This window comes from Saccharopolyspora sp. 6V, assembly GCF_020176785.1.
Classification (GTDB): domain Bacteria; phylum Actinomycetota; class Actinomycetes; order Mycobacteriales; family Pseudonocardiaceae; genus Saccharopolyspora_C; species Saccharopolyspora_C gregorii.
In genome coordinates, this window is record NZ_JAIUKB010000174.1 from 1357 (window position 1) to 20480 (window position 19124).

General features: G+C 73.7%; 17 protein-coding genes. 11 read left to right on the forward strand and 6 right to left on the reverse strand.

Annotated features, from left to right (window positions below; all coding sequences use genetic code 11):
- Positions 1-101: 101 nt before the first annotated feature.
- Both LCD35_RS27380 and LCD35_RS27385 read right to left on the reverse strand, forming a co-directional pair.
- A complete protein-coding gene (locus LCD35_RS27380) occupies positions 102-2414 on the reverse strand; it encodes a GH92 family glycosyl hydrolase (RefSeq protein ID WP_225045175.1) in 2313 nt (770 codons plus the stop codon).
- Positions 2415-2914: 500 nt separating this feature from the next.
- Positions 2915-3484, reverse strand: a complete 570-nt coding sequence (locus LCD35_RS27385) for a TetR/AcrR family transcriptional regulator (RefSeq protein WP_224961036.1) — start codon at positions 3482-3484, stop codon at positions 2915-2917.
- Positions 3485-3539: 55 nt separating this feature from the next.
- Between LCD35_RS27385 and LCD35_RS30830 the strand changes: the two genes are divergently transcribed.
- The 10 genes from LCD35_RS30830 (at position 3540) to LCD35_RS27430 (ending at position 12573) form a co-directional block, all read left to right on the forward strand.
- The gene (locus tag LCD35_RS30830) at positions 3540-3623 is read left to right on the forward strand and encodes a putative leader peptide (RefSeq protein WP_374108146.1); all 84 of its coding nucleotides are present in this window, start codon (positions 3540-3542) and stop codon (positions 3621-3623) included.
- Positions 3624-3705: 82 nt separating this feature from the next.
- On the forward strand, positions 3706-4239 hold the full coding sequence (locus tag LCD35_RS27390) for a DUF4242 domain-containing protein (RefSeq protein ID WP_224961035.1): 534 nt from the start codon (positions 3706-3708) through the stop codon (positions 4237-4239).
- 1 nt (position 4240) lies between these two features.
- Positions 4241-5308 (forward strand): acyl-CoA dehydrogenase family protein, encoded by a 1068-nt coding sequence (locus LCD35_RS27395; protein WP_224961034.1) that lies wholly within the window; start codon positions 4241-4243, stop codon positions 5306-5308.
- Complete coding sequence (locus LCD35_RS27400; RefSeq protein ID WP_224961033.1) at positions 5284-6018, forward strand: ABC transporter ATP-binding protein; 735 nt, start codon at positions 5284-5286, stop codon at positions 6016-6018. The genes LCD35_RS27395 and LCD35_RS27400 overlap by 25 nt, the downstream gene beginning before the upstream one ends.
- Positions 6015-7190 carry an ABC transporter substrate-binding protein gene (locus LCD35_RS27405; RefSeq protein ID WP_224961032.1) on the forward strand — a complete coding sequence of 392 codons (1176 nt, stop codon included), beginning with the start codon at positions 6015-6017 and terminating at the stop codon, positions 7188-7190. The genes LCD35_RS27400 and LCD35_RS27405 overlap by 4 nt, the downstream gene beginning before the upstream one ends.
- The gene (locus tag LCD35_RS27410; protein WP_224961031.1) at positions 7187-7987 is read left to right on the forward strand and encodes an ABC transporter permease; all 801 of its coding nucleotides are present in this window, start codon (positions 7187-7189) and stop codon (positions 7985-7987) included. Before LCD35_RS27405 ends, LCD35_RS27410 begins: the two co-directional genes overlap by 4 nt.
- A 352-nt stretch (positions 7988-8339) precedes the next feature.
- Positions 8340-9599 carry a dienelactone hydrolase family protein gene (locus LCD35_RS27415; protein WP_374108147.1) on the forward strand — a complete coding sequence of 420 codons (1260 nt, stop codon included), beginning with the start codon at positions 8340-8342 and terminating at the stop codon, positions 9597-9599.
- A 304-nt stretch (positions 9600-9903) separates the two neighbouring features.
- Entirely contained in the window at positions 9904-10743 is an 840-nt protein-coding gene (locus LCD35_RS27420; protein ID WP_225045176.1) for an ABC transporter permease, read from the forward strand.
- 23 nt (positions 10744-10766) lie between these two features.
- Positions 10767-11801, forward strand: a complete 1035-nt coding sequence (locus tag LCD35_RS27425; protein WP_224961024.1) for a glycine betaine ABC transporter substrate-binding protein — start codon at positions 10767-10769, stop codon at positions 11799-11801.
- Positions 11794-12573 carry an ABC transporter ATP-binding protein gene (locus LCD35_RS27430; protein WP_224961023.1) on the forward strand — a complete coding sequence of 260 codons (780 nt, stop codon included), beginning with the start codon at positions 11794-11796 and terminating at the stop codon, positions 12571-12573. Before LCD35_RS27425 ends, LCD35_RS27430 begins: the two co-directional genes overlap by 8 nt.
- A 91-nt stretch (positions 12574-12664) precedes the next feature.
- On the opposite strand, the gene gdhA is transcribed toward LCD35_RS27430, so the two are convergent.
- The 4 genes from gdhA to LCD35_RS27450 all read right to left on the reverse strand — a co-directional run bounded on the left by gdhA (position 12665) and on the right by LCD35_RS27450 (position 17261).
- The gene (gene gdhA, locus LCD35_RS27435; RefSeq protein WP_224961022.1) at positions 12665-14014 is read right to left on the reverse strand and encodes an NADP-specific glutamate dehydrogenase; all 1350 of its coding nucleotides are present in this window, start codon (positions 14012-14014) and stop codon (positions 12665-12667) included.
- Between the two features lie 424 nt (positions 14015-14438).
- Positions 14439-15860, reverse strand: coding sequence for a sodium:solute symporter (locus LCD35_RS27440; protein WP_225045177.1), 1422 nt, complete (start codon positions 15858-15860; stop codon positions 14439-14441).
- The gene (locus tag LCD35_RS27445) at positions 15860-16171 is read right to left on the reverse strand and encodes a hypothetical protein (protein WP_224961020.1); all 312 of its coding nucleotides are present in this window, start codon (positions 16169-16171) and stop codon (positions 15860-15862) included. Before LCD35_RS27445 ends, LCD35_RS27440 begins: the two co-directional genes overlap by 1 nt.
- Before the next feature lie 130 nt (positions 16172-16301).
- A complete protein-coding gene (locus LCD35_RS27450) occupies positions 16302-17261 on the reverse strand; it encodes a 2-hydroxyacid dehydrogenase (RefSeq protein ID WP_224961018.1) in 960 nt (319 codons plus the stop codon).
- Between the two features lie 379 nt (positions 17262-17640).
- Here LCD35_RS27450 and LCD35_RS27455 point away from each other — a divergent pair, with 379 nt between their 5' ends.
- Complete coding sequence (locus LCD35_RS27455; protein ID WP_224961016.1) at positions 17641-18888, forward strand: NAD(P)/FAD-dependent oxidoreductase; 1248 nt, start codon at positions 17641-17643, stop codon at positions 18886-18888.
- Positions 18889-19124 lie beyond the last annotated feature (236 nt).

Sequence of the window (19124 nt, forward strand, 5' to 3'; positions counted from 1 at the left end):
CCCCGCCGTTTTCTGGGCGGGTGGTCCACGCGGGCGCGGGCCCCGGGGGGGGCCCCCCCCGGGGCGCGGGGGGCCCCCCCCCCGCGATCAAGACGAGCGGATCAGCCGAACGACGGCGGCGCGTCCTCGGGCGCGCTGCCCCACCCGGTGTTCGGCTCGGTGCCCAGGGCGTAGTCGAGCGTGCCGCCCTCGGCGACGAACCGCTCGGACAGCCACGGCTTCCCGGTCCGCTCCCCGTTCACCGACAGGTCCTGCACGTACTTCGCGTCCTGCGAAGCGTCGGGGGCGTTGACGGTGATGGTGGTGCCGTTGCCCCGGTCGATGCTGATCGACGGGAACAGCGGGCTGGCCAGCACGAGGTCCGCGCGGCCCGGCGCCTCCGGGTACATGCCCAGCGCCGCCCACACCGACCAGGACGACATCTGGCCGAGGTCGTCGTTGCCGACGAGGCCGTCCGGTTCGGCGCTGAACAGCTCGGTCAGCGAGCGGCGCACCACGTCCTGCGTCTTGTGCGGCTGCCCGGCGTAGGCGTAGGCCCACGGGGTGTTCGCCGACGGTTCGTTGCCGAGGTAGGCGTGCGGTTCGTCCGGTCCGGCGTTGAGCTCGGCGAAGAACTCGTCGAGCCGCGCCCCCGCCTGCTCGTTCCCGCCCATCCGGTCGAACAGCCCCTGGTGGTCGAACGGCACCATCCAGGCGTACTGGGCGGCGTTGCCCTCCACGTAGCCGTCCTGCTGGGCGAGGTCGAACTCGGGCCAGGAGCCGTCGGCCTTGCGCGGCTGGATCCAGCCGCTGTCCGGGTTGACCAGGTTCTGCCAGTTCCGCGCGCGCTGCTGGAATTCGTCGCGCGCGCCGGTGTCGCCGATCCGGTCGGCGAACTGGGAGATGGCGAAGTCGGAGCCGGTGTACTCCAGCGTCGTCGACACCGAGCCCCACGATTCCTCGTCCTCGGCGGGGATGTAACCGAGTTCGCCGTACTGCTCGTGCACCGGCCGCTCGTCCTCGTTGGTCGCCCCGGCGCGCATCCGCTCCAGCGCCCGGCCGGTGTCGAAGTCGGTGGCGCCGAACGCGTGCGCGCTGGAGATCATGATCGGCAGCGGGTCGCCGGTCATCACGCCGGTGCCGCCGTTGGCGACGGTCCAGCGGTCGAAGTAGCCGCCCTGCGCGGACTGGTTCACCGCGGACTGCGCGATGTCCGAGGCGATGTCGGGCGCGATCAGCGCGACCAGCTGGGTCTGCGAGCGGTACACGTCCCAGCCGGAGTAGTTGGCGTACTGGGCGTGGCCCGGCTCGGCCCGGTGCACCTCGCCGTCGAAGCCGGTGTAGTTCCCGTCGACGTCGCTGAACACGTTGGGGTGCAGCAGCGAGTGGTAGAGCCCGGTGTAGAGCCGCCGCCGGTCCTGCTCGCTGCCGCCGCCGACGTCGATCCGCCCGAGCAGCTCGTTCCACGCCGCGCGGGTGCCGTCGCGGACCTGGTCGAAGCCGCGGTCGCCGAGCTCCTCGGCGGCGTTGGCCTTCGCGCCGTCCAGGCTGACGAACGACAGCCCGACGCGGGCGGTCACGGTGCGCTCGGCGCCCGGGTCGAAGGAGACGAAGGCCTGCGCGCCGTCGTCCTGCGCCTGCTGCTCGTTCGCGGCCCCGGTACCCGAACCGGAGATCTCCTTCGCCGAGGTGTCGACCCGGCCGTCGCGCACGACGCCGCTGCTGGTGAAGTCGTGGTCGAACTCGGCGTGGAAGTAGACGCGGTATTCGTTGGAGCCGCCGCAGAAACCGCCGCCGTCGCTGTAGCCGCTGATGGTGTTGCCGTCGATGGTCAGCGAGCCCTCGGCGTCGTTGAACGCCTTCGCCGCGTCGATCGACAGCGAGGCGGTCTCGCCCTCGGGATAGGTGAACCGCGCGACGCCGGCCCGCTGGGTCGCGGTCAGCTCGGTGCGCAGCCCGTTGTCGAAGGTGACGTCGTAGGCGCCGGGCGAGGCCGACTCGTTCTCGTGCGAGAACGGGTAGTCCTGCGCCGGGGCGTCGCCGAGCGTCGGCAGGAACGGGATGTTGCCGAAGTCCCCGCACCCGGCGCCGGAGATGTGGTTGAGGCTGAACCCGCGGATCCGGTCGTCCTCGTACTGGTAGCCGCCGTGCTGGTACTCGGCGGTGTCCGGGCTCCACTGCATCATCCCGAACGGCGCGACCGCACCGGGGAAGGTGTTGCCCGCTCCCCCGCCGTGCCCGAAGTCGGGACCACCGGGCTTGGTGCCGGTGAACGGGTTGACGTACTGCGCCGGGTCTTCGACGCCGGGTGCGGCCGGGCCCGCGACGGCCGGTACCGCGGAGCCCGGCAGGGCCAGTGCGGTGACCAGCCCGACGGCGCCGGCCAGCAGCGATCGGCTCCGGCCGGACGTGCGTCTGCGCCTGGAGGTGCGCATCGTGCTCCTCTCCTCGGAGGTGGTGGTGCGGCGTGGTTCGGAAACGAGCGGGAACGTCCGGCACCCCGATACCGAAGGGGGACGCGGAATCGGAATTCCGCGCGGGAAGAAGGAGTTCCACGGACTTCTTCCGGCGCGCGAGCGGGAAATCGCGGACCGCATTCCGGCCGCGGATTCCCGATGGTCATCGAGGCGGGTTCGGCGGCGAGTGCGGCGGCAGGCGACCCGGCCGCGACGGCGACCCGGCCACCGGGAACGCCATGCGGAATCCGCGCAGGAGGCGGGAAGAACGGCCCGGATCGCGCACAGATCCCCCATGACAACGTTGTCCATCGCGGTGAGATCAACCGTACAGACCGGACTCGGCGGCGGCAATCATCCGCGTCCCGCGCGCCGCCCGGAGCAGCGGATTCCGGACGCGTTTCCATCCGTTCAGGGCAATGCGGGCGACCGCGCTCCCGTTTTTCCCAGAATGGAAGGGGATTTCCCGGGAATGGCGGTCAGCCGGGAAGGAGCTCGGCGACGAGCCGCTTGCCCAGTTCGATCGGTTCGGTGCCGCGGCTGAACTTGGACCCCGCGACCGCGCCGTCGTAGATCAGCCGGATCCGCTCGGCGGTCGCCTCGGGATCGGCGGCCCCGGACCGCCCGGCGAGGTCCACGAGCAGCTCGTGCAGCCAGGCGCGGTGCCGGTCGATGGCGGCGCGCGCCGGGTGCTGCGGATCGGGGAACTCGGTGGCGGCGTTGAGGTAGAGGCAACCGCGGAACCGGCGGTCCAGCGCGGCGCCGTGCGCGAGGTCGAACAGCGCCAGGACCTTCTCGCGCGGCGAGTCCAGTTCGGCGGCGGCCTTCTCCCACTTGCCGCGGTCGGCCTCGTCCTGGTCGTCGAGGTAGGCGGCGATGAGGCCGTCCTTGGAGCCGTAGGCGTGGTAGAGGCTGGCGCGCGCGACCCCGGCTTCGGCGAGCACCCGGTCGATGCCGACCGCGCGGATGCCCTCCCGCACGAACAGGGTTCCGGCCGCGTCCAGGAGTCGCTGGGCGGGAGCGGCTGCGCCGGATCGCGTGGTGGCCATGGACACAGCCTAACATCGATGGACAGAACGATCGGTCTAGGCCTAGGGTGGTGGCATGCCAGGTTCGGAGCTCGTGCGGCGGTTGCAGGTGGACCTGCTCCGCGTCGCCAGCGCGATCTGTCCCGCTCCCCTGGCCTGAACCCCCCTCTCGCGACATCGCGCGGACGACGTGAGCCGTCGTCCGCTGCCGCGCATCCCCCTGCCCGCACGGAGGCCCCGCCATGTCCTTGTTCCTGTACGAGATCGTGCCCGCCGACGACGCCCGCCAGCGGACCGAGCAGCTGCTCGCCGCCTTCGACACCGCCGCGCGCGAAGCGGGTGCCGAACTGATCGAATCGCAGGTCACCGGCGCGCGGGACCGGGTGTTCGCCGTGGTGGAGGCCGCGGACGACGCCGACCTCGCCACCCTCCGCGGCGAGCAGCTGCCCGAGGTCGCCGAGCTCTCCGGCCCGCACCTGGTCCGCCTGGTCGGCGCCGACCTCGCCGAGGTCAAGGCCGCCCGCCCCGAAGCCGGCTACCTCGTCGAGTGGGACTTCCCCGCCGACCTGGACATGGACACCTACCTGGCGAACAAGAAGGCCAAGGCGCCCAAGTACGCCGAGGTGCCCGAGGTGACGTTCCTGCGCACCTACGTGCGCGAGGACATGGCCAAGTGCCTGTGCCTCTACGACGCACCCGACGAGGGCGTGGTGCGCAAGGCGCGCGACGCCGTGAGCACGCCCATCGACCGGTTGCACACCTTGGACCGGGGCTGACATGACGGCCGCGCACACCGACCGGACCGGCGCGCCCGCGGACCACCCGGGCCGCGCCGAGATCGCCGAGCACTTCGCCGACCGCGCGGCGGCGCTCGACCGCGGCGACGCCGACGTGCGGCCCGGCCTGCGGTTCCTCGGGGAACGCGGGCTGCTGGAGCTCGGCGCGCCGGGCTGCGGCGGCGACCTCGCCACGATGCTGCTGCTCGTCGAGGACGTCGCGGCCGGCTGCCTGTCCTCGGCGTTCTCGCTGTGGGCGCAGCGGATGGTCGTCGAGTACGTGGCCCGCGGTCCCGCCGACGCGGCAGCGGCGCGGGAACTGGACGGGCTGCGCACCGGCTCGCGGATCGGCGTCACCGCGATGGCGCCCGCCATGAAGCACGTCGCCGGGATCGAACCGGTGCCGGTGCTGGCCGAGCGGACCGGCACCGGGGTGCGGTTGACCGGGCCGATCCGCTGGGCGTCGAACCTGTTCGACGACGCGCTCGTGGTGGTCCCCGCCCGGTTCGCCGACGGCGGCGGGCTGATCGCGGTGCTGCGCGTCGGCGACCCCGGGGTGACCGTCCACTCGGCACCCGAGCTGCTGGCGCTCGGTGCGACCGGCTCCTCGTCGGTGGCGCTGACCGAAGTGGACGTGCCGGCGGCGGACGTGCTCAGCACCGACCTGACCGGTTTCGTGCGCGCGGTCCGGCCGACGTTCCTGCTGGTGCAGAGCGCGTTCTGCGCCGGGCTCGCGGGCGCGTCCCGGCGGCAGGCGGCGACGGCGCTGGACGGGCTGAACGCCGAGTTCCGCCCGGACTTCGACGAGCTCGCCGCCGCGCACGATTCGGTGCGGTCCCGGCTGTTCGAGTTCGCCCGCGTCCCGCAGCGGCCCGCGGACCTGCTGCGGCTGCGGCTGGACGCGGCGCGCACGGCCGGTGCGGCGAGCAGGCTGGAAGCGGCGGTCACCGGTGGCCGCGGCTACGCCGCCACCAGCCCGACGAGCCGCAGGCTGCGCGAGGCCGCCTTCCTCCCGATCCAGGCCCCGACGGAAGGACAACTGCGGTGGGAACTGTCACGGTCCGCCTGAGCGGCGCGGAGAAGTCGTACCCGCCGCACCACCGCAAGGTCCTCGACGGACTGGACCTGGTGGTGCGGGACGGGGAGTTCGTGGTGCTGCTGGGCCCCAGCGGCTGCGGGAAGTCCACGCTGCTGCGGATCCTCGCCGGGCTCGAATCCCTCGACGGCGGCGCGCTGGAGTGGGCCGGTGGCGCGCGGCCGCCGATCGGCGCCGTGTTCCAGCAGCCGCACCTGATGCCGTGGCTGACCGTGCGGGACAACGTGCTGCTCGGCGGCCGCTACCGGACCAACCGGCCGCGGTTCTCGCCGGACTGGGCGGCGGGGCTGGTCGAGCGGCTGGGGCTCGCCGAACTCGCCGACTCCTACCCGGACCGGCTCTCCGGCGGGCAGGCGCAACGGGTCGCGGTCGCGCGGGCGGCGGCGATCGGCCCGGCGCTGCTGCTGCTCGACGAACCGTTCAGCGCGCTCGACCCGGCGGCGCGCGCCGACCTGCAGCGGTGGGTGCGGGCGAGCACCGACGACCTCGGGCTCACCTCGGTGCTGGTCACCCACGACGTGGACGAGGCGCTGCTGGTCGCCGACCGGATCGCGATGCTCGACGGAACCGGTGCGGTGGCGCGGGAATGGCCGAACTCCCCCGGTACCGCGGACGGCCCGCTGCGGGCGGAACTGCTCGCGCACTACCCGGCGAGCCCCGTCGCGGCGGGAGCGGCCCGATGAGTCCGCTGTGGTCGCGCCGGTCGCTGCTGCTGGGCGCCGGGGCGCTGGGCGCGGCCGCCGGGCTCGGCGCCGCCACCGACCTCGGGCTGAACGCGGCGCGGCACCGCGATGTCTCCTCCACCGCGTTGCGCATCGGCTACCTGCCGATCACCGACGCGGCACCGCTGCTGCTCGCGCACGGCAGCGGCCTGCTCGACGAGCACGGCACCGGTGCGGCGCGGCCGGTGAGGTTCCGCAGCTGGGCGTCGCTGGCCGAAGCGTTCCTCACCCGGCAGGTCGACGTGGTGCACCTGCTGATGCCGTTCGCGGTGCAGCTGCGGTACGCGATGGGCGCCGACTGCCGGGTGCTGGCCTGGAACCACACGAACGGCTCGGCGCTCACCGTGCGCCGCGACGTCGAGCGCGTCGAGCAGCTCGCCGGGCACAAGGTCGCCATCCCGTTCTGGTGGTCCATCCACAACATCGTGCTGCAGCGGATGCTGCGCGCCGCCGGGCTCACCCCGGTGGTGCGGCAGCAGCCCTCCGCCGCGGACGGCACGGTGGAACTGGTGGTGATGAGCCCTTCCGACATGGTCCCCGCGCTGGACGGCGGCTCCGTCGGCGGCTACATCGTGGCCGACCCGTTCAACGCGATCGCCGAGATCAAGGGCGTGGGGCGCATCCTGCGGTTCGTCGGCGACGTGTGGCGCGACCACGCCTGCTGCGTGGTGCTCGCGCACCAGGACCTGCTGGACACCGCACCGGGCCGGGTGCAGGGCCTGGTGGACGCGCTGGCGCTCACCCAGCTCGGCCTCGCCCGCGACCGGGCGGGCGGCGCGCGGGCGCTCACCGGCGGGAACTACCTGCCGCAGCCGCTGAAGGCGGTGTCGAAGGCGTTGCAGTATCCGGCGGCCCCCTACCCGCACGCGCTGCACCACCCGGCGTGGGCCGGGCAGCGCATCGGCTTCCAGCCGTTCCCGTTCCCCGGGTTCACCGCGGAACTCGTCGAATCGATGCGCACCACGGTCGTCGACGGCGACACCCGGTTCCTCGACGGCCTCCGCACCGACGAGGTGCACGGGCAGCTCGTCGACGACCGGTTCGTGCGCGGCAGCCTGCGCCGCCTCGGCGGACCGGCCGCGTTCGGCCTGCCCGGCTCCCTGACCCGCAGCGAAGAGGTGAACCCCGCATGACCACGCTCTCCCCGCGCGGCGCCGAGGACACGAGCCCCGCCCGGACCGACCGGCCGGGCCTCGCGCACCGGGCCGGGCCGCCGCTGGTGGCGGTGCTGGTGGCCGTCGCGGTGTGGTGGCTGGTGACCGACGTGCTCACCGGCGACCGGCTGCTCACGGCGTTCGCCCCGCAGCACGCGGTGCCCGCGATCGGCGACCTGCTGGCCAGGGGCGTGCTGCTGCCGGACGTGGCGGCCAGCCTGTGGCGGCTGCTGCTGGGCATGCTCATCGCCGCGGTCGTCGGCGTCCCGGTCGGGCTGCTGGTCGGGTCGCTGGACGTGGTGGAGCGGGCGACGCGGCCGGTGTTCCAGTTCCTGCGGATGATCTCGCCGCTGTCCTGGGCTCCGATCGCGGTGGCCGTGTTCGGCATCGGGCACCGGCCGGTGACGTTCCTGGTGGCGGCCGCGGCGGTGTGGCCGATCGTGCTCAACACCGCCGCCGGGGTGCACGCCGTCTCACCCGGTCACGTCCGGGTGGCGCGGTCGCTCGGCGCGACCCGGTTCGAGGTGCTCACCAGCGTGGTGCTGCCGACCGCCCGCACCCACGTGCTGACCGGGCTGCGGCTGGCGCTCGGGATCGCGTGGGTGGTGCTGGTGCCCGCGGAGATGCTCGGCGTGGATTCCGGGCTGGGGTACCAGATCCTCAACTCCCGCGACCAGCTCGCCTACGACCAGGTGATGGCGGTGATCCTGGTGATCGGCGTCCTCGGCTACCTCCTCGACGCCCTCGCCCGCACGCTGCTGCGCCCGCGGCGGTGAGCGCGGACCCGCCGCGCGCGTGATCACCGCCGCGCCCCGTGGGACGATCTCGGCGTGGTGAACGTCGCGCGTCGCGCTTCGTCGTGGCTGGTTCCCGCCTTGGTCGTGCTGCTGGCCGCCGGGGCGGGTCTCGGGCTCGCCAGGGTCGATTCCGGTGTGGTGCGCACGAGCGCCGTCGTCGACGGCGTGCCGGTCGACCTGGTGCGCCCCGCCGCGTCGGCCGGGTCCGCTCCGGGAGTGGTGGTGGCGCACGGGCACGCCGCGAGCCGCCGCCTGATGGCCGACTGGGGGACGACGCTGGCGCGGTCCGGGTTCGTCGTCGCGCTGCCGGACTTCGCCGGGCACGGGGCGAATCCGGCGCCGCTGCCCGACGGACCGGAGCGGGCGGCTGGCGGCGGACCTCGATGCGGCCGTCGGTCTGCTGCGGCGGACGCCCGGAGTCGATCCGGAGCGGATCGGGCTGGTCGGCCATTCCATGGGGGCCGGTGCGGTGCACCGGTACGCGGCGGAGCATCCCGGGATCGCCGCGACGGTGGCCGTGTCGCTGCCCGGCTCCGATATCCCACCGGACCCGGCGCTGCCCGCGGACCTGCTGCTGCTCACCGGGCAGTTCGAGTTCCCGGTGTTCCACCGCGCGGCCGAGCAGGCCCTGCGCGCCGGGCGCCCCGACGCGGTGTGGGGCGCGCCCGCCGATCCGGCGCGGGAGAACGCCCGGCGGGGCGGCACCGTCGCGGGCGCCGAGCACCTCGCGATCCTCTTCGCGCCGCGGGCCCACGCGGCGGCGGCGCGCTGGCTGCAGGACTCGCTGCAGGTGTCCGCGCCGGTGCGGGTCGCGGCGGGCGAGCGGTTGTGGCCCGCGGTCCTGCTGTGGGCCGCGTTCGCGGTCGGTTTACTCCCCTTCGCGCGCCGGCTGTTCGGCTCGGCGAGACCGGAACCGGAGCCGGGGTCGGGGTCGGGGTCGGCGCCGTCGGTGCCCGCGGTCGCCGCCGCGGTCGTGGCCGGGCTCGTGCTCGCCGCGGCGGGCTCGGTGCTGGCGCCGGGTGGCTGGTCCCCGCTGGCGGTGGGCGGCGAGATCGGGTTGTTCCTCGTCCTGTTCGGGCTCGGGAGCTGCGCGGTGCTGGGCCGAGGCGCCCGCAGCGCGCACGACGTCCGAGATGTCCGAGGTGTCCGATGTGGAGGGTCCGGTGCGGCCTGGCGGCCGGCGGCGGTCATCTGCTGCGCGCTGCTCGCCGTGGCCGCGCCCATCGGGATCGCGCTGGCCGAGCCGGTGCCGCACGGTGCGCGCTGGTGGTGGACCCCGCTGGTCGTCGTCGCCTGCGGAATCGCCTGCGCCGCAGCGGAGTTCGCGGCCCGCGGACGGACCGGCCCGCGGCAGGACGCGGTGCGGGCGGCGGTGCTGGTCGCCGCGCTGCTCGGGGTCGGGGTGTGCGCGGTCGCGGGAGTGCTGCCGAGCTTCGTGCTGCTGATCGCGCCGCTGCTGGGGGCGCTGCTGCTCTGGCACCTCGCGTGGGCGGCGGCGCTCGCCCGGACCGGTGCCGCGTGGTGGCTGCCCGCCGTCGTCGGCGGCGTGCTGCTCGGTTGGCCGCTGGCCGCGGCGAGCCCCCTCGGCTGACCGCACCGTCCCAGCGGCCGAACCCGATCGGCGAGCCGAATCCTCTTCCACCGCCCGATTCCGGTCCAGCGTTCGGACGCCGGTCCGGTGGCTGGGAGATCCGCACGAGCCCTTGCGCGGGCGGGCCCCGCCGTGGTGGGCGGGCGACCCCGCCACATCGAAAGACCTGAGCTGGCACTTCCACCACGACCGCCCGATCCCGCCCGGACCGCGACGGTCCACATCGGAGCTCGCCGCGACCGGCACGATCCCGCATGCCGGACGACGTTGCCCCACGCGCACTCCGAGCCCTAGCTTTCCCGCCGTGCTGACGCAGTGGGGAAGACCAAAGCAGAAACCCGGACCGGCGCTCCGCGCGCTGCGCCCGTTGAGCGGCCCGCTGCTGGGGCTCGGCGCCGTCGTGGTGCTGGTGCTGGTGTGGCAGCTCGTCGCCGTGCTCCGGATCTGGCCCGAGCAGATCGTGCCCGCGCCCGCCCAGGTGTGGGCGCAGCTGCTGTCCACCAGCGACGCCGGCAACGGCCAGTCCGGTTACGCCGGCTACACGCTGCTGGAACGCCTCGCGGTGAGCCTGCGCAGGCTGGCCTACGGAGTCGGGTACGGCGTCCTGATCGGCATCGTCCTCGGCCTGGTGATGGGTCTGGTCCGGCCGGTGCGGGTGATGCTGGAGCCGCTGGTCACCTTCATCCGCGCGCTGCCGCCGCTGGCCTACCTGAGCCTGCTGGTCATCTGGTTCGGCATCGACGAGGAACCCAAGGTGTACCTGCTGATGGTGGCCTCGTTCCCGCCCGTGGCCGTGGCGACCGCCGCCGCGGTCACCGGGGTCGGCAAGCAGTACGTGGAGGCCGCCGAAGCGCTCGGCGCGAACCGGGCGCAGGTGATCGCCTCGGTGATCCTGCCCGCGTCGGTGCCCGAGATCCTCACCGGCGTCCGGCTGGCCGTCGGCATCGCCTACGGGTCGGTGGTGGCCGCGGAGACCGTGAACGGCGCCGACGGGCTCGGCGGCATGGTGCTCAACGCCCAGCGCTACAACCAGACCGCCGTGGTGATCCTCGGCCTGTTCGTCATCGGCATCACCGGCCTCGTCATCGACCTGCTGATCGTCGCGGTCCGCCAGTCGCTGTCCCCGTGGCGCAGCCGCGTCTGACCACCCCCGTGAGAGGAGAACCCGTGCACCGGTTCAGCAGGCGCGCCGCGCTCGGCCTGTTCGGCGCCGCCGCGGCCGTCCCCGCGCTCAGCGCGTGCGGCGTCGGCGGCGAGTCCGAGGAGGAGAAGGCCCGCGAGGTCCGCATCGCCTACCAGAACTTCGCCGACAGCACCCTGCTCGTCAAGGAGCAGCGCACCCTGGAGCAGCGGTTCCCGGACCACGAGTTCCAGTGGACCGCGTTCGACTCCGGCGCGAGCATCAACACCGCGTTCCTCAGCGGGGCGCTGGACATCGCCGTCATCGGCAGCAGTCCCGCCGCGCAGGCGCTCAGCCCGCCGCTGGCCGTGCCGTACCAGGTGATCCAGCTGCTCAACGTGATCGGCAGCAGCGAGGCGCTGGTGGTGCGCGGCGACCGCGGCATCCGCGCGATCCCGGATCTGACCGGGCGCAAGGTCGCCGCTCCGTTCAGCTCCACCGCGCACTACAGCCTGCTCGCCGCGCTGCGGCAGCACGGCGTCGACCCGGGCGGGGTCGACATCGTCGACCTGGAACCGCAGAACATCCAGGCGGCGTGGGAGCGCGGCGACCTCGACGGCGCCTACCTGTGGACGCCGACGCTCACCGCGTTGCGGCGCAACGGCACGGTGCTGGTGGACAGCGCGCAGCTCGCCGCGGCGGGCGAGCCCACGCTCACCTTCGCCGTCGCCGCACGGGAATTCCTCGACCGCAGCCCCGACGTCGCCCAGGGCTGGCTGGACGCCACCGACGCGGCGATCCGGCAGATCCGCACCGATCCCAGGCCGGTCGCCGAGGCGGTGAGCAGGCAGCTCGGCAGCAGCGTGGACGACGCGCTGGGTCAGCTGCGGCAGAACATCTACCTCGACCTGGAACAGCAGCGCGGCCCCGAGTACTTCGGCAGCCCGCAGGCGCCCGGCGAGCTCGCCGCGCGGCTGCGCGCCACCGCCGGATTCCTGCTGGCGCAGCAGAAGATCGACGCCCTGCCCGACCTCGCGACCTTCCAGCGAGCCCTGCGCATCCCGGAGCCCGTTCATGCCTGATGAACCCCTCGTCGAGATCACCGGAGCCACCCGCTCCTACGGGCGCGGCGCGAACGCCGTCACCGCGCTCGGGCCGCTGGACCTGCGCGTCGAACGCGGCGAGTTCGTGGTGATCGTGGGCCCGTCCGGGTCCGGCAAGAGCACGCTGCTGCGGCTGGTCGCCGGTTTCGAACGGCCCAGCACCGGCACCGTCGCCCTCGACGGGCGCGCCCCGGTGCCCGGCCGCGACGTGGGCGTGGTGTTCCAGCAACCCCGGTTGTTCCCGTGGCACTCGGTCGCGGGGAACCTGGACGCGGCGCTGCGCTGGGCGGGGGTGCCGCGCGGGCAGCGGGCGCAGCGGCGCGCGGAGCTGTTGGAACGCGTGGGGCTCGCCGAGATCGGCGGGCGGCGCGTCTGGGAGATCTCCGGCGGCCAGCAGCAGCGGGTCGCCATCGCCCGCGCCCTCGCCGGGCGGCCGGGCCTGCTGCTGCTCGACGAACCGTTCGCGGCGCTGGACGCGCTCACCCGGGAACGCCTGCAGGAGGACCTGCGCTCGCTGACCGACGACGCCGAGCAGGGCGCCGTGTTCGTGACGCACAGCGTCGACGAAGCGGTCTTCCTCGCCAGCAGGGTGATCGTGCTGAGCAACCGGCCGGGCCGGGTCGAGCTGGACCTGCCGGTTCCGCTGCCGCGCAGCGGGATTCCCGCCGACGAGCTGCGCGCCTCGGCCGAGTTCGCCCGGCTGCGCGGCGAGGTCTCCACCGCCGTCCGCGCCGCGCTCCAGCCCGCCTGAGCCGCGACCTGCCGCAGCGGAACGGCCCGACCGGACGCGGTGGTCGATCGGGCCGTTCAGCTCGCTGGTCCGCCGCTCCGGCGGGTGCGGATCACACGACGCCGAGGGACAGCATCGCGTCCGCGACCTGGGTGAAGCCCGCGATGTTGGCGCCCACGATGTAGTTGCCGGGGGCGTCGTACTCGTCGGCGGTCTGCAGGCAGCGGTCGTGGATACCGCGCATGATCTCGGCGAGGCGCTGCTCGGTGTGCTCGAACGTCCACGAGTCCCGCGAGGCGTTCTGCTGCATCTCCAGCGCGGAGGTCGCGACGCCGCCCGCGTTCGCCGCCTTGCCGGGCGCGAACTTCACGCCGGCGTCGTTCAGGAACTTGATGGCCTCCGGCGTGGTGGGCATGTTCGCGCCCTCCGCGACGATCTTGCAGCCGTTGCGGACCAGTTCGGCCGCGTGGTCGGCGTCCAGCTCGTTCTGGGTGGCGCAGGGCAGCGCGATGTCGCACGGCACGTCCCAGGCCGCACCGCCGGAGATGAAGCGGACGCCGTCGCCGCGGGCGGTGGCGTACTCGTCGATGCGGGCGCGCCGCACCTCCTTGATCTCCTGCAGCAGCGTGACGTCGACGCCCTTCTCGTCCACCACGTACCCGCTGGAGTCCGAACAGGCCACGACGGTGCCGCCGAGCTGGTGCACCTTCTCGATGGCGTACTGCGCGACGTTGCCCGAACCGGACACGACGACCTTCTTGCCGTCGAAGGAATCCCCGGACGTCTTCAGGATCTCGTCCACGAAGAACACCGTGCCGTAGCCGGTGGCCTCCGGACGCACCTGGGAACCACCCCAGCTAAGGCCCTTGCCGGTGAGCACCCCGGACTCGTAGCGGTTGGTGATCCGCTTGTACTGGCCGAACAGGTAGCCGATCTCCCGGCCGCCGACCCCGGTGTCCCCGGCGGGAACGTCGGTGTACTCGCCGATGTGCCGGTACAGCTCGGTCATGAACGACTGGCAGAACCGCATGACCTCGCCGTCGGAGCGGCCCTTCGGGTCGAAGTCGGAACCGCCCTTGCCGCCGCCGATCGGCATGCCGGTCAGCGAGTTCTTGAAGATCTGCTCGAAACCGAGGAACTTCACGATGCCCAGGTAGACGCTGGGGTGGAACCGCAGGCCGCCCTTGTACGGCCCGAGCGCGGAGTTGAACTCGACGCGGAACCCGCGGTTGATCTGCACCGAACCCTTGTCGTCCACCCACGGCACCCGGAAGATGATCTGCCGTTCCGGCTCGCACAGGCGGCGGATGACCTCGGCGTCGGTGTACTCGGGGTGCTTGGCGACGACCGGGCGGAGGCTGTCGAGGACTTCGTGCACCGCCTGGTGGAACTCGTCCTCCCCGGGGTTGCGGTGCAGCACCTCGTCGTAGATGTCCTGAAGCTTCTCGTCGAGATTCGCCACAGCTCGCTCCTCCAACTCGTGATCGCCCGGCGCGCGGGGGTCCGCACCGGTGCGCCACCCGGTGGGCCCGGCCCGCTGCCAGCCTCGGTATCGCGGCGGCCCGACCCGCCGCCGCAGACCTTATCCCGGCCCTCACGCCGCGAACGGCATCCGGAACCGACCGCCGAAACATGCCCGAAACACGCCGGAAACACGATTCCGCGGCGCTCGCACTACCTCGGGTCGGCGAAAAACCGGCGGACACGCGGGTTTCCGGCGGGTTTCGGGCCGGTTGCCCAGCTTCGCACGAGCACGCACCCGTGTCACCGGGCGCGGAGTCGCGAGTCGCGGACCGTTTTCCCGGTGGCATTGCTCACGAGTGGCCCTGCTCACAGTGGAACGGGTCCGCCGGACGTCCCGGCGGACCCGTTCGCGGGCCGGTCGTTCAGCCGATCGGAGCCGGTTCCGGTGGCGCCGGGGAGCGGCGGCGCACCGCGGCGGCCACCCCCAGCACGAGCAGGTTCACCGCCAGGCCGGTGAGCCCCGAGTTCACGCCGAACGGGTTCACCTGCAGCACCGCGGACACCAGCACCACGCACTCCCCCGCGACGAGACCCGCGAGCACCGCCGAGGAGCGCACCGACACCGGTTCCCGCAGCGCCAGCAGGTTCGCGGGCGCCAGCTGGATCATGCCGCTGTAGGTCAGCAGGTACAGGTTCGCCATCAGGTCCGGGCGGCCCAACGTCAACGCCAGCACCAGCACCGAGACCACGGCCGCGGTGATCCGGCTCGCCCGCAGCCGCGCGCCCTCCGCCATGCCGGACGGCACCAGGTTGCTCGACACCAGCGTCGCCACGCAGATCAGCCCGCCCGCCGCGGGCACCATCGCGCAGGCCGCGCCGCCGATGAGCACCACCGCCAGCAGCGGGGCCGACAACGTGCGCTGCGCCAGCTCCAGCAGCGCCGCGTTCTCCGCGCCGGCCGGGGTGGTCGCGTCGGCGACCGCGTAGAAGCCGACCAGCACCGGGATCGCCACCGCCACCGTGTACAGCGGCAGGAACACGTGGTTCGACGCCACCGCCTTCGACGAGCGCCCCGACAGCACCGCGGGCCAGCTCGACGGCAGCGTCATCGCCCCGAAACCGGCCGCGCTGACCAGGATGCTCGACACGTACCAGGCGGTGCCGTAGGAACCCGCGGGCTGGATCGTCAGCAGTTCCCGCGCGCCCCGGAACACGGCGGTGAACAGCCCGTCCTCCGGCTGCCGCGCCAGCAGCACGCCGCCGGCGATCACCAGCAGCGCCACCACCATCAGCACGTCCTTCAGGTACGAGGTCGCCGCCACCCCGTGCAACCCGGACCACAGCACGAACAGCAGCACCAGCAGCATCGCCACCACGACGCTCGCCGTGCCGGTCCGCTCGTCACCGGTCATGAACGACACGATCGTGCCCAGCCCCACCAGCTGCACCTGGATGACCGGCATGAAGAACACGATCGCCAGCACCGCAGTCAGCCCGCCCAGCACGGGGCTGCGGAACCGGTGGCGCAGGTAGTCCGAGTTCGTCCGGTACCCGTGGCGCTTGCCCAGCCGCCACACCAGCGGCGCCACCAGGAACATCCCGACGTAGCCGAGCACCAGGTACGAGGGCATGTACATCGCGGCCACGCCACCGCCGAGCACCAGCCCGGAGATGCCGAGGAACGTGAAGGTCGTGAAGATCTCCCCGGCCTGCAGGAAGAACGTGGCCACCGCGCCGAAGCGGCGGCCCCCGACGGTCCAGGCGGCCAGGTCGAAGCCGCCGCCGCGCCTGCCGAGCAGGCCGACGACGGCGATCAGCACCAGGCCGAGCAGCGCGGTCGCCATCACGGTGCGTCCACCTCCCCGGCGCTCTCCGCGACCGGGCCCACCGGGTCGTCGCCGGAGATCAGCCCGGCCCGCTCCTCGCGCCGCAGCACCCACGCCAGCAGCAGGCTGGTCAGCACGCACCAGCCGCACACCCACACCACCACCGACGGCAGCCCGAACCAGGGCGCCGGGGTGTTGACGAAGGGGAAGAAGGGGGTGCCCAGCAGCGCGATCACCGGTAGCACCAGCACCGCGTGGAAGGGCCGCAGCGCTCCCCGCGCGCCGCGTGGATCGGGCCTCGGCGGCCCGCTCCGCTCTCGTCCGCTCATGTCAGCCTCCTGCGCAGGTGGCCGTCTCCGCCCGCGGTCGTCGCGGGTCGAGCAGCGCACCGTGCGCCGGACACGCTAACCGCCCGCCGCCCGGAGCGGTGCGGGTGAGCGCGGGGTCACCCGGGGCGGGTCAGCTCGGCGGCACCGGGGTGACCAGGGTGCCCTCGGCCAGGAAGCGCTCCAGGTTGCGGAAGGTCAGCTCGCCCATCGCCTCGCGCGTTTCGCGCGTGGCGCTGGCGATGTGCGGCAGCAGCACCACGTCGTCCCGGTCCAGCAGCGCGGCGGGCACGTTCGGCTCGTCGGCGAACACGTCCAGCGCGGCGCCCGCGAGCCTGCCCTCGACCAGCGCCGAGACCAGCGCGGGTTCGTCCACGACGCTGCCGCGGGCGATGTTCACCAGGTAGCCGCGCGGTCCGAGCTCGGCCAGCACCTCCGCCGAGACCAGGCCGCTGGTCCCCGCTCCCCCGGCGGTCGCGATCACCAGCACGTCCACCCCGGCGGCCAGTTCCCGCGCCGACCCGGCGTACCGGTAGCCGACGCCGTCGACGGGACGCCGCGAGTGGTAGGAGATCTCGGCGCCGAACCCCTCCAGCCGCCGCGCGATGGCGCGGCCGATGCGGCCGAGCCCGAGGACGCCGACGCGCTTGCCGCTGACCTTGGTGCGCAACCCGAAACCGCCGGGCACCCATTCGCCGCGCCGCACGTAGCGGTCGGCGGCGGACAGCCCGCGCAGCACGTCGATCAGCCCGCCCACCGCGAGGTCCGCGACGCAGTCGGTGAGCACGTCGGGGGTGTTGCTGACGTCGATGCCGCGGGCGCGGGCGCGGGCCACGTCGGTCCGCTCGTAGCCGACTCCGAAGTGGACGATCGCGCCGAGCTTCGGCAGCGCGTCCATCAGCTCGTCGCTCACCCCGTAGCGCGCGCTGGTCACCGCGGCGACCACGTCGGCGCCGCGCTCGGCGAGGCAGGCGGCCGGATCGGGCTGCTCGTGCAACCGCAGCACGTCGTAGCGCGCGGCCATCTCCTGCTCCAGCGACGGCAGCAGCTCGCAGACCTGGAGGACGGTGCCGGACGGGGCGGACTGGGGCATGCGGGTGTTCCTCCTGCGGCGGGGTGGGGGCTGCTCGCAGCCTAGGCCTGCGCCGATGCCGCTTCCAACACCGATCCGGCATCCGCCGATGCCTTTTCCGACTCGGCCGCGGAGCACCGGCGCACGGCCGTCCGGTGCGGTGCCGGTCGCGCTCGCTGCGCGGCGGAAGCGGCCGCGGGGGGGGGCGGGGCCGGGCGCGAGACGCGCGGCCACCACCCGCTCACCGCCTGACGGCACCCGGTTCGGGAGAACCTGGTCGTGTGGATCTTCCGCGTGCGCGGTGGCACGAGCGGGTGAACCGATCTTCGCGGGCGTCAGAGCAGGCCGCTCCCGGCCGACGTAGGGGGTGATCGTCCCCCCCACCTCGCAGGAGGTCCGCGTGCACACCGATCCGCTTCGCACGTGCCGGCACCAGGTCCGCGCCCACCACCGGGAGACCCCCGTCGCGATCATCGGCGCCGGGCCCGGTGGGCTCGCCGTCGCGGCCGAGCTGGCCCGCCGCGGCATCGCGGCCACCGTGTTCGAGCGCGGCCCGCAGGTCGGGGCGAACTGGCGCCACCACTACGACCACCTGCGGCTGCACACCGCGCGCTCGCTGTCCCGGCTGCCGGGGATGCGCATCCCGCGCCGCTTCGGGCGGTGGGTCGCCCGGGCGGACCTGGTGCGCTACCTGGAGGACTACGCCCAGCGGCACGAGCTGGACGTCCGGCCGAACACCACCGTGGAGCGGGTGTGGCCCGCGGAGCGGATCGGCGGGGAGCGCTGCTGGCGGCTGCGGGCCGGTGGCGAGACCACGACGGCGCGGGCGGTGGTCATCGCGACCGGGCTCGCCCACACCCCGCACATCCCGGACTGGCCGGGGCTGGACGGGTTCTCCGGGCTGCTGCTGCACTCCGCGCGCTACCGGAACCCGGACCGGCACCTCGGGCGCGACGTCCTCGTCGTCGGCGGCGGCAACAGCGGCGCCGAGATCGCGACGGCCCTCGCCCAGCACGGCGCCACCCGGGTCTGGTGGTCGGTGCGCACCCCACCGACCATCGTGCCCGCCGCGGCGGACCGGTGGCAGCGGCTGGGGGTGCTGCTCGCGAAGGCGCCGACCTCCGCCGCCGACCTGCTGACCCGGACGTTCGCCCGAGCTCAGCTCCCGGACCTGCGCGGGCACGGGCTGCCGCGCCCGCAGGAAGGGCTCTACGCGCGGATCCGGCGGGACGGGAGCAGCCCGGTGCACGACCGCGGCATCGTCGAAGCCGTCCGGAAGGGACGCGTGCAGCCGGTCCCGGCGGTGGCGAGCGTGGACCGCAGTCAGGTGGTGCTCGCCGACGGCAGCCGCATCCGGCCGGACCACGTCATCGCCGCCACCGGCTACCGGACCGGGCTGGCCCGGTTGGTGGGGCCGGACGTGCTGTCGACGCCGCAGGACCTGCCCGCGGCGCCGGAGCTCACCGAAGCACCGGACCTGCACTTCCTCGGCTTCACCAACCACCCGGCAGGGCACCTGCACCGGATCGCCGCCGAAGCGCGCGCCACCGCCAAGCTCATCGCCCGGCGGCAGCGACACGCCGGTGCCCGCACCTCCGGCGAACCGGAATGCGACTGCGCGCAACGGGTTTCCGACCTGGCCGGGTGAGCATGCAGTTCCGCCACCGCCCGTGCCGCGTCCGAGCGCCTGCCAGCAGCGCCGCACCGGACGGTTCGGCGGCCTGCCACCCGCCAGCCCGACAGGGGCGCCGCCACCCGAGTGCTGCGCAACACGAGTCGCTATCCGTCCCGCCGAGCAGAACGAGTCAGAACACCACCACCGAACGGAGGACCTCTCCGTCGTGCATCTTGGTGAAGGCGGACTCGACCTGGTCCAACGAGATC

Coding starts and splice junctions, on each gene's coding strand:
- LCD35_RS27380 (WP_225045175.1), bottom strand. CDS start 2,414: ATGCGCACCTCCAGGCGCAGACGCACGTCCGGCCGGAGCCGATCGCTG.
- LCD35_RS27385 (WP_224961036.1), bottom strand. CDS start 3,484: ATGGCCACCACGCGATCCGGCGCAGCCGCTCCCGCCCAGCGACTCCTG.
- LCD35_RS30830 (WP_374108146.1), top strand. CDS start 3,540: ATGCCAGGTTCGGAGCTCGTGCGGCGGTTGCAGGTGGACCTGCTCCGC.
- LCD35_RS27390 (WP_224961035.1), top strand. CDS start 3,706: ATGTCCTTGTTCCTGTACGAGATCGTGCCCGCCGACGACGCCCGCCAG.
- LCD35_RS27395 (WP_224961034.1), top strand. CDS start 4,241: ATGACGGCCGCGCACACCGACCGGACCGGCGCGCCCGCGGACCACCCG.
- LCD35_RS27405 (WP_224961032.1), top strand. CDS start 6,015: ATGAGTCCGCTGTGGTCGCGCCGGTCGCTGCTGCTGGGCGCCGGGGCG.
- LCD35_RS27410 (WP_224961031.1), top strand. CDS start 7,187: ATGACCACGCTCTCCCCGCGCGGCGCCGAGGACACGAGCCCCGCCCGG.
- LCD35_RS27430 (WP_224961023.1), top strand. CDS start 11,794: ATGCCTGATGAACCCCTCGTCGAGATCACCGGAGCCACCCGCTCCTAC.
- LCD35_RS27440 (WP_225045177.1), bottom strand. CDS start 15,860: ATGGCGACCGCGCTGCTCGGCCTGGTGCTGATCGCCGTCGTCGGCCTG.
- LCD35_RS27445 (WP_224961020.1), bottom strand. CDS start 16,171: ATGAGCGGACGAGAGCGGAGCGGGCCGCCGAGGCCCGATCCACGCGGC.
- LCD35_RS27450 (WP_224961018.1), bottom strand. CDS start 17,261: ATGCCCCAGTCCGCCCCGTCCGGCACCGTCCTCCAGGTCTGCGAGCTG.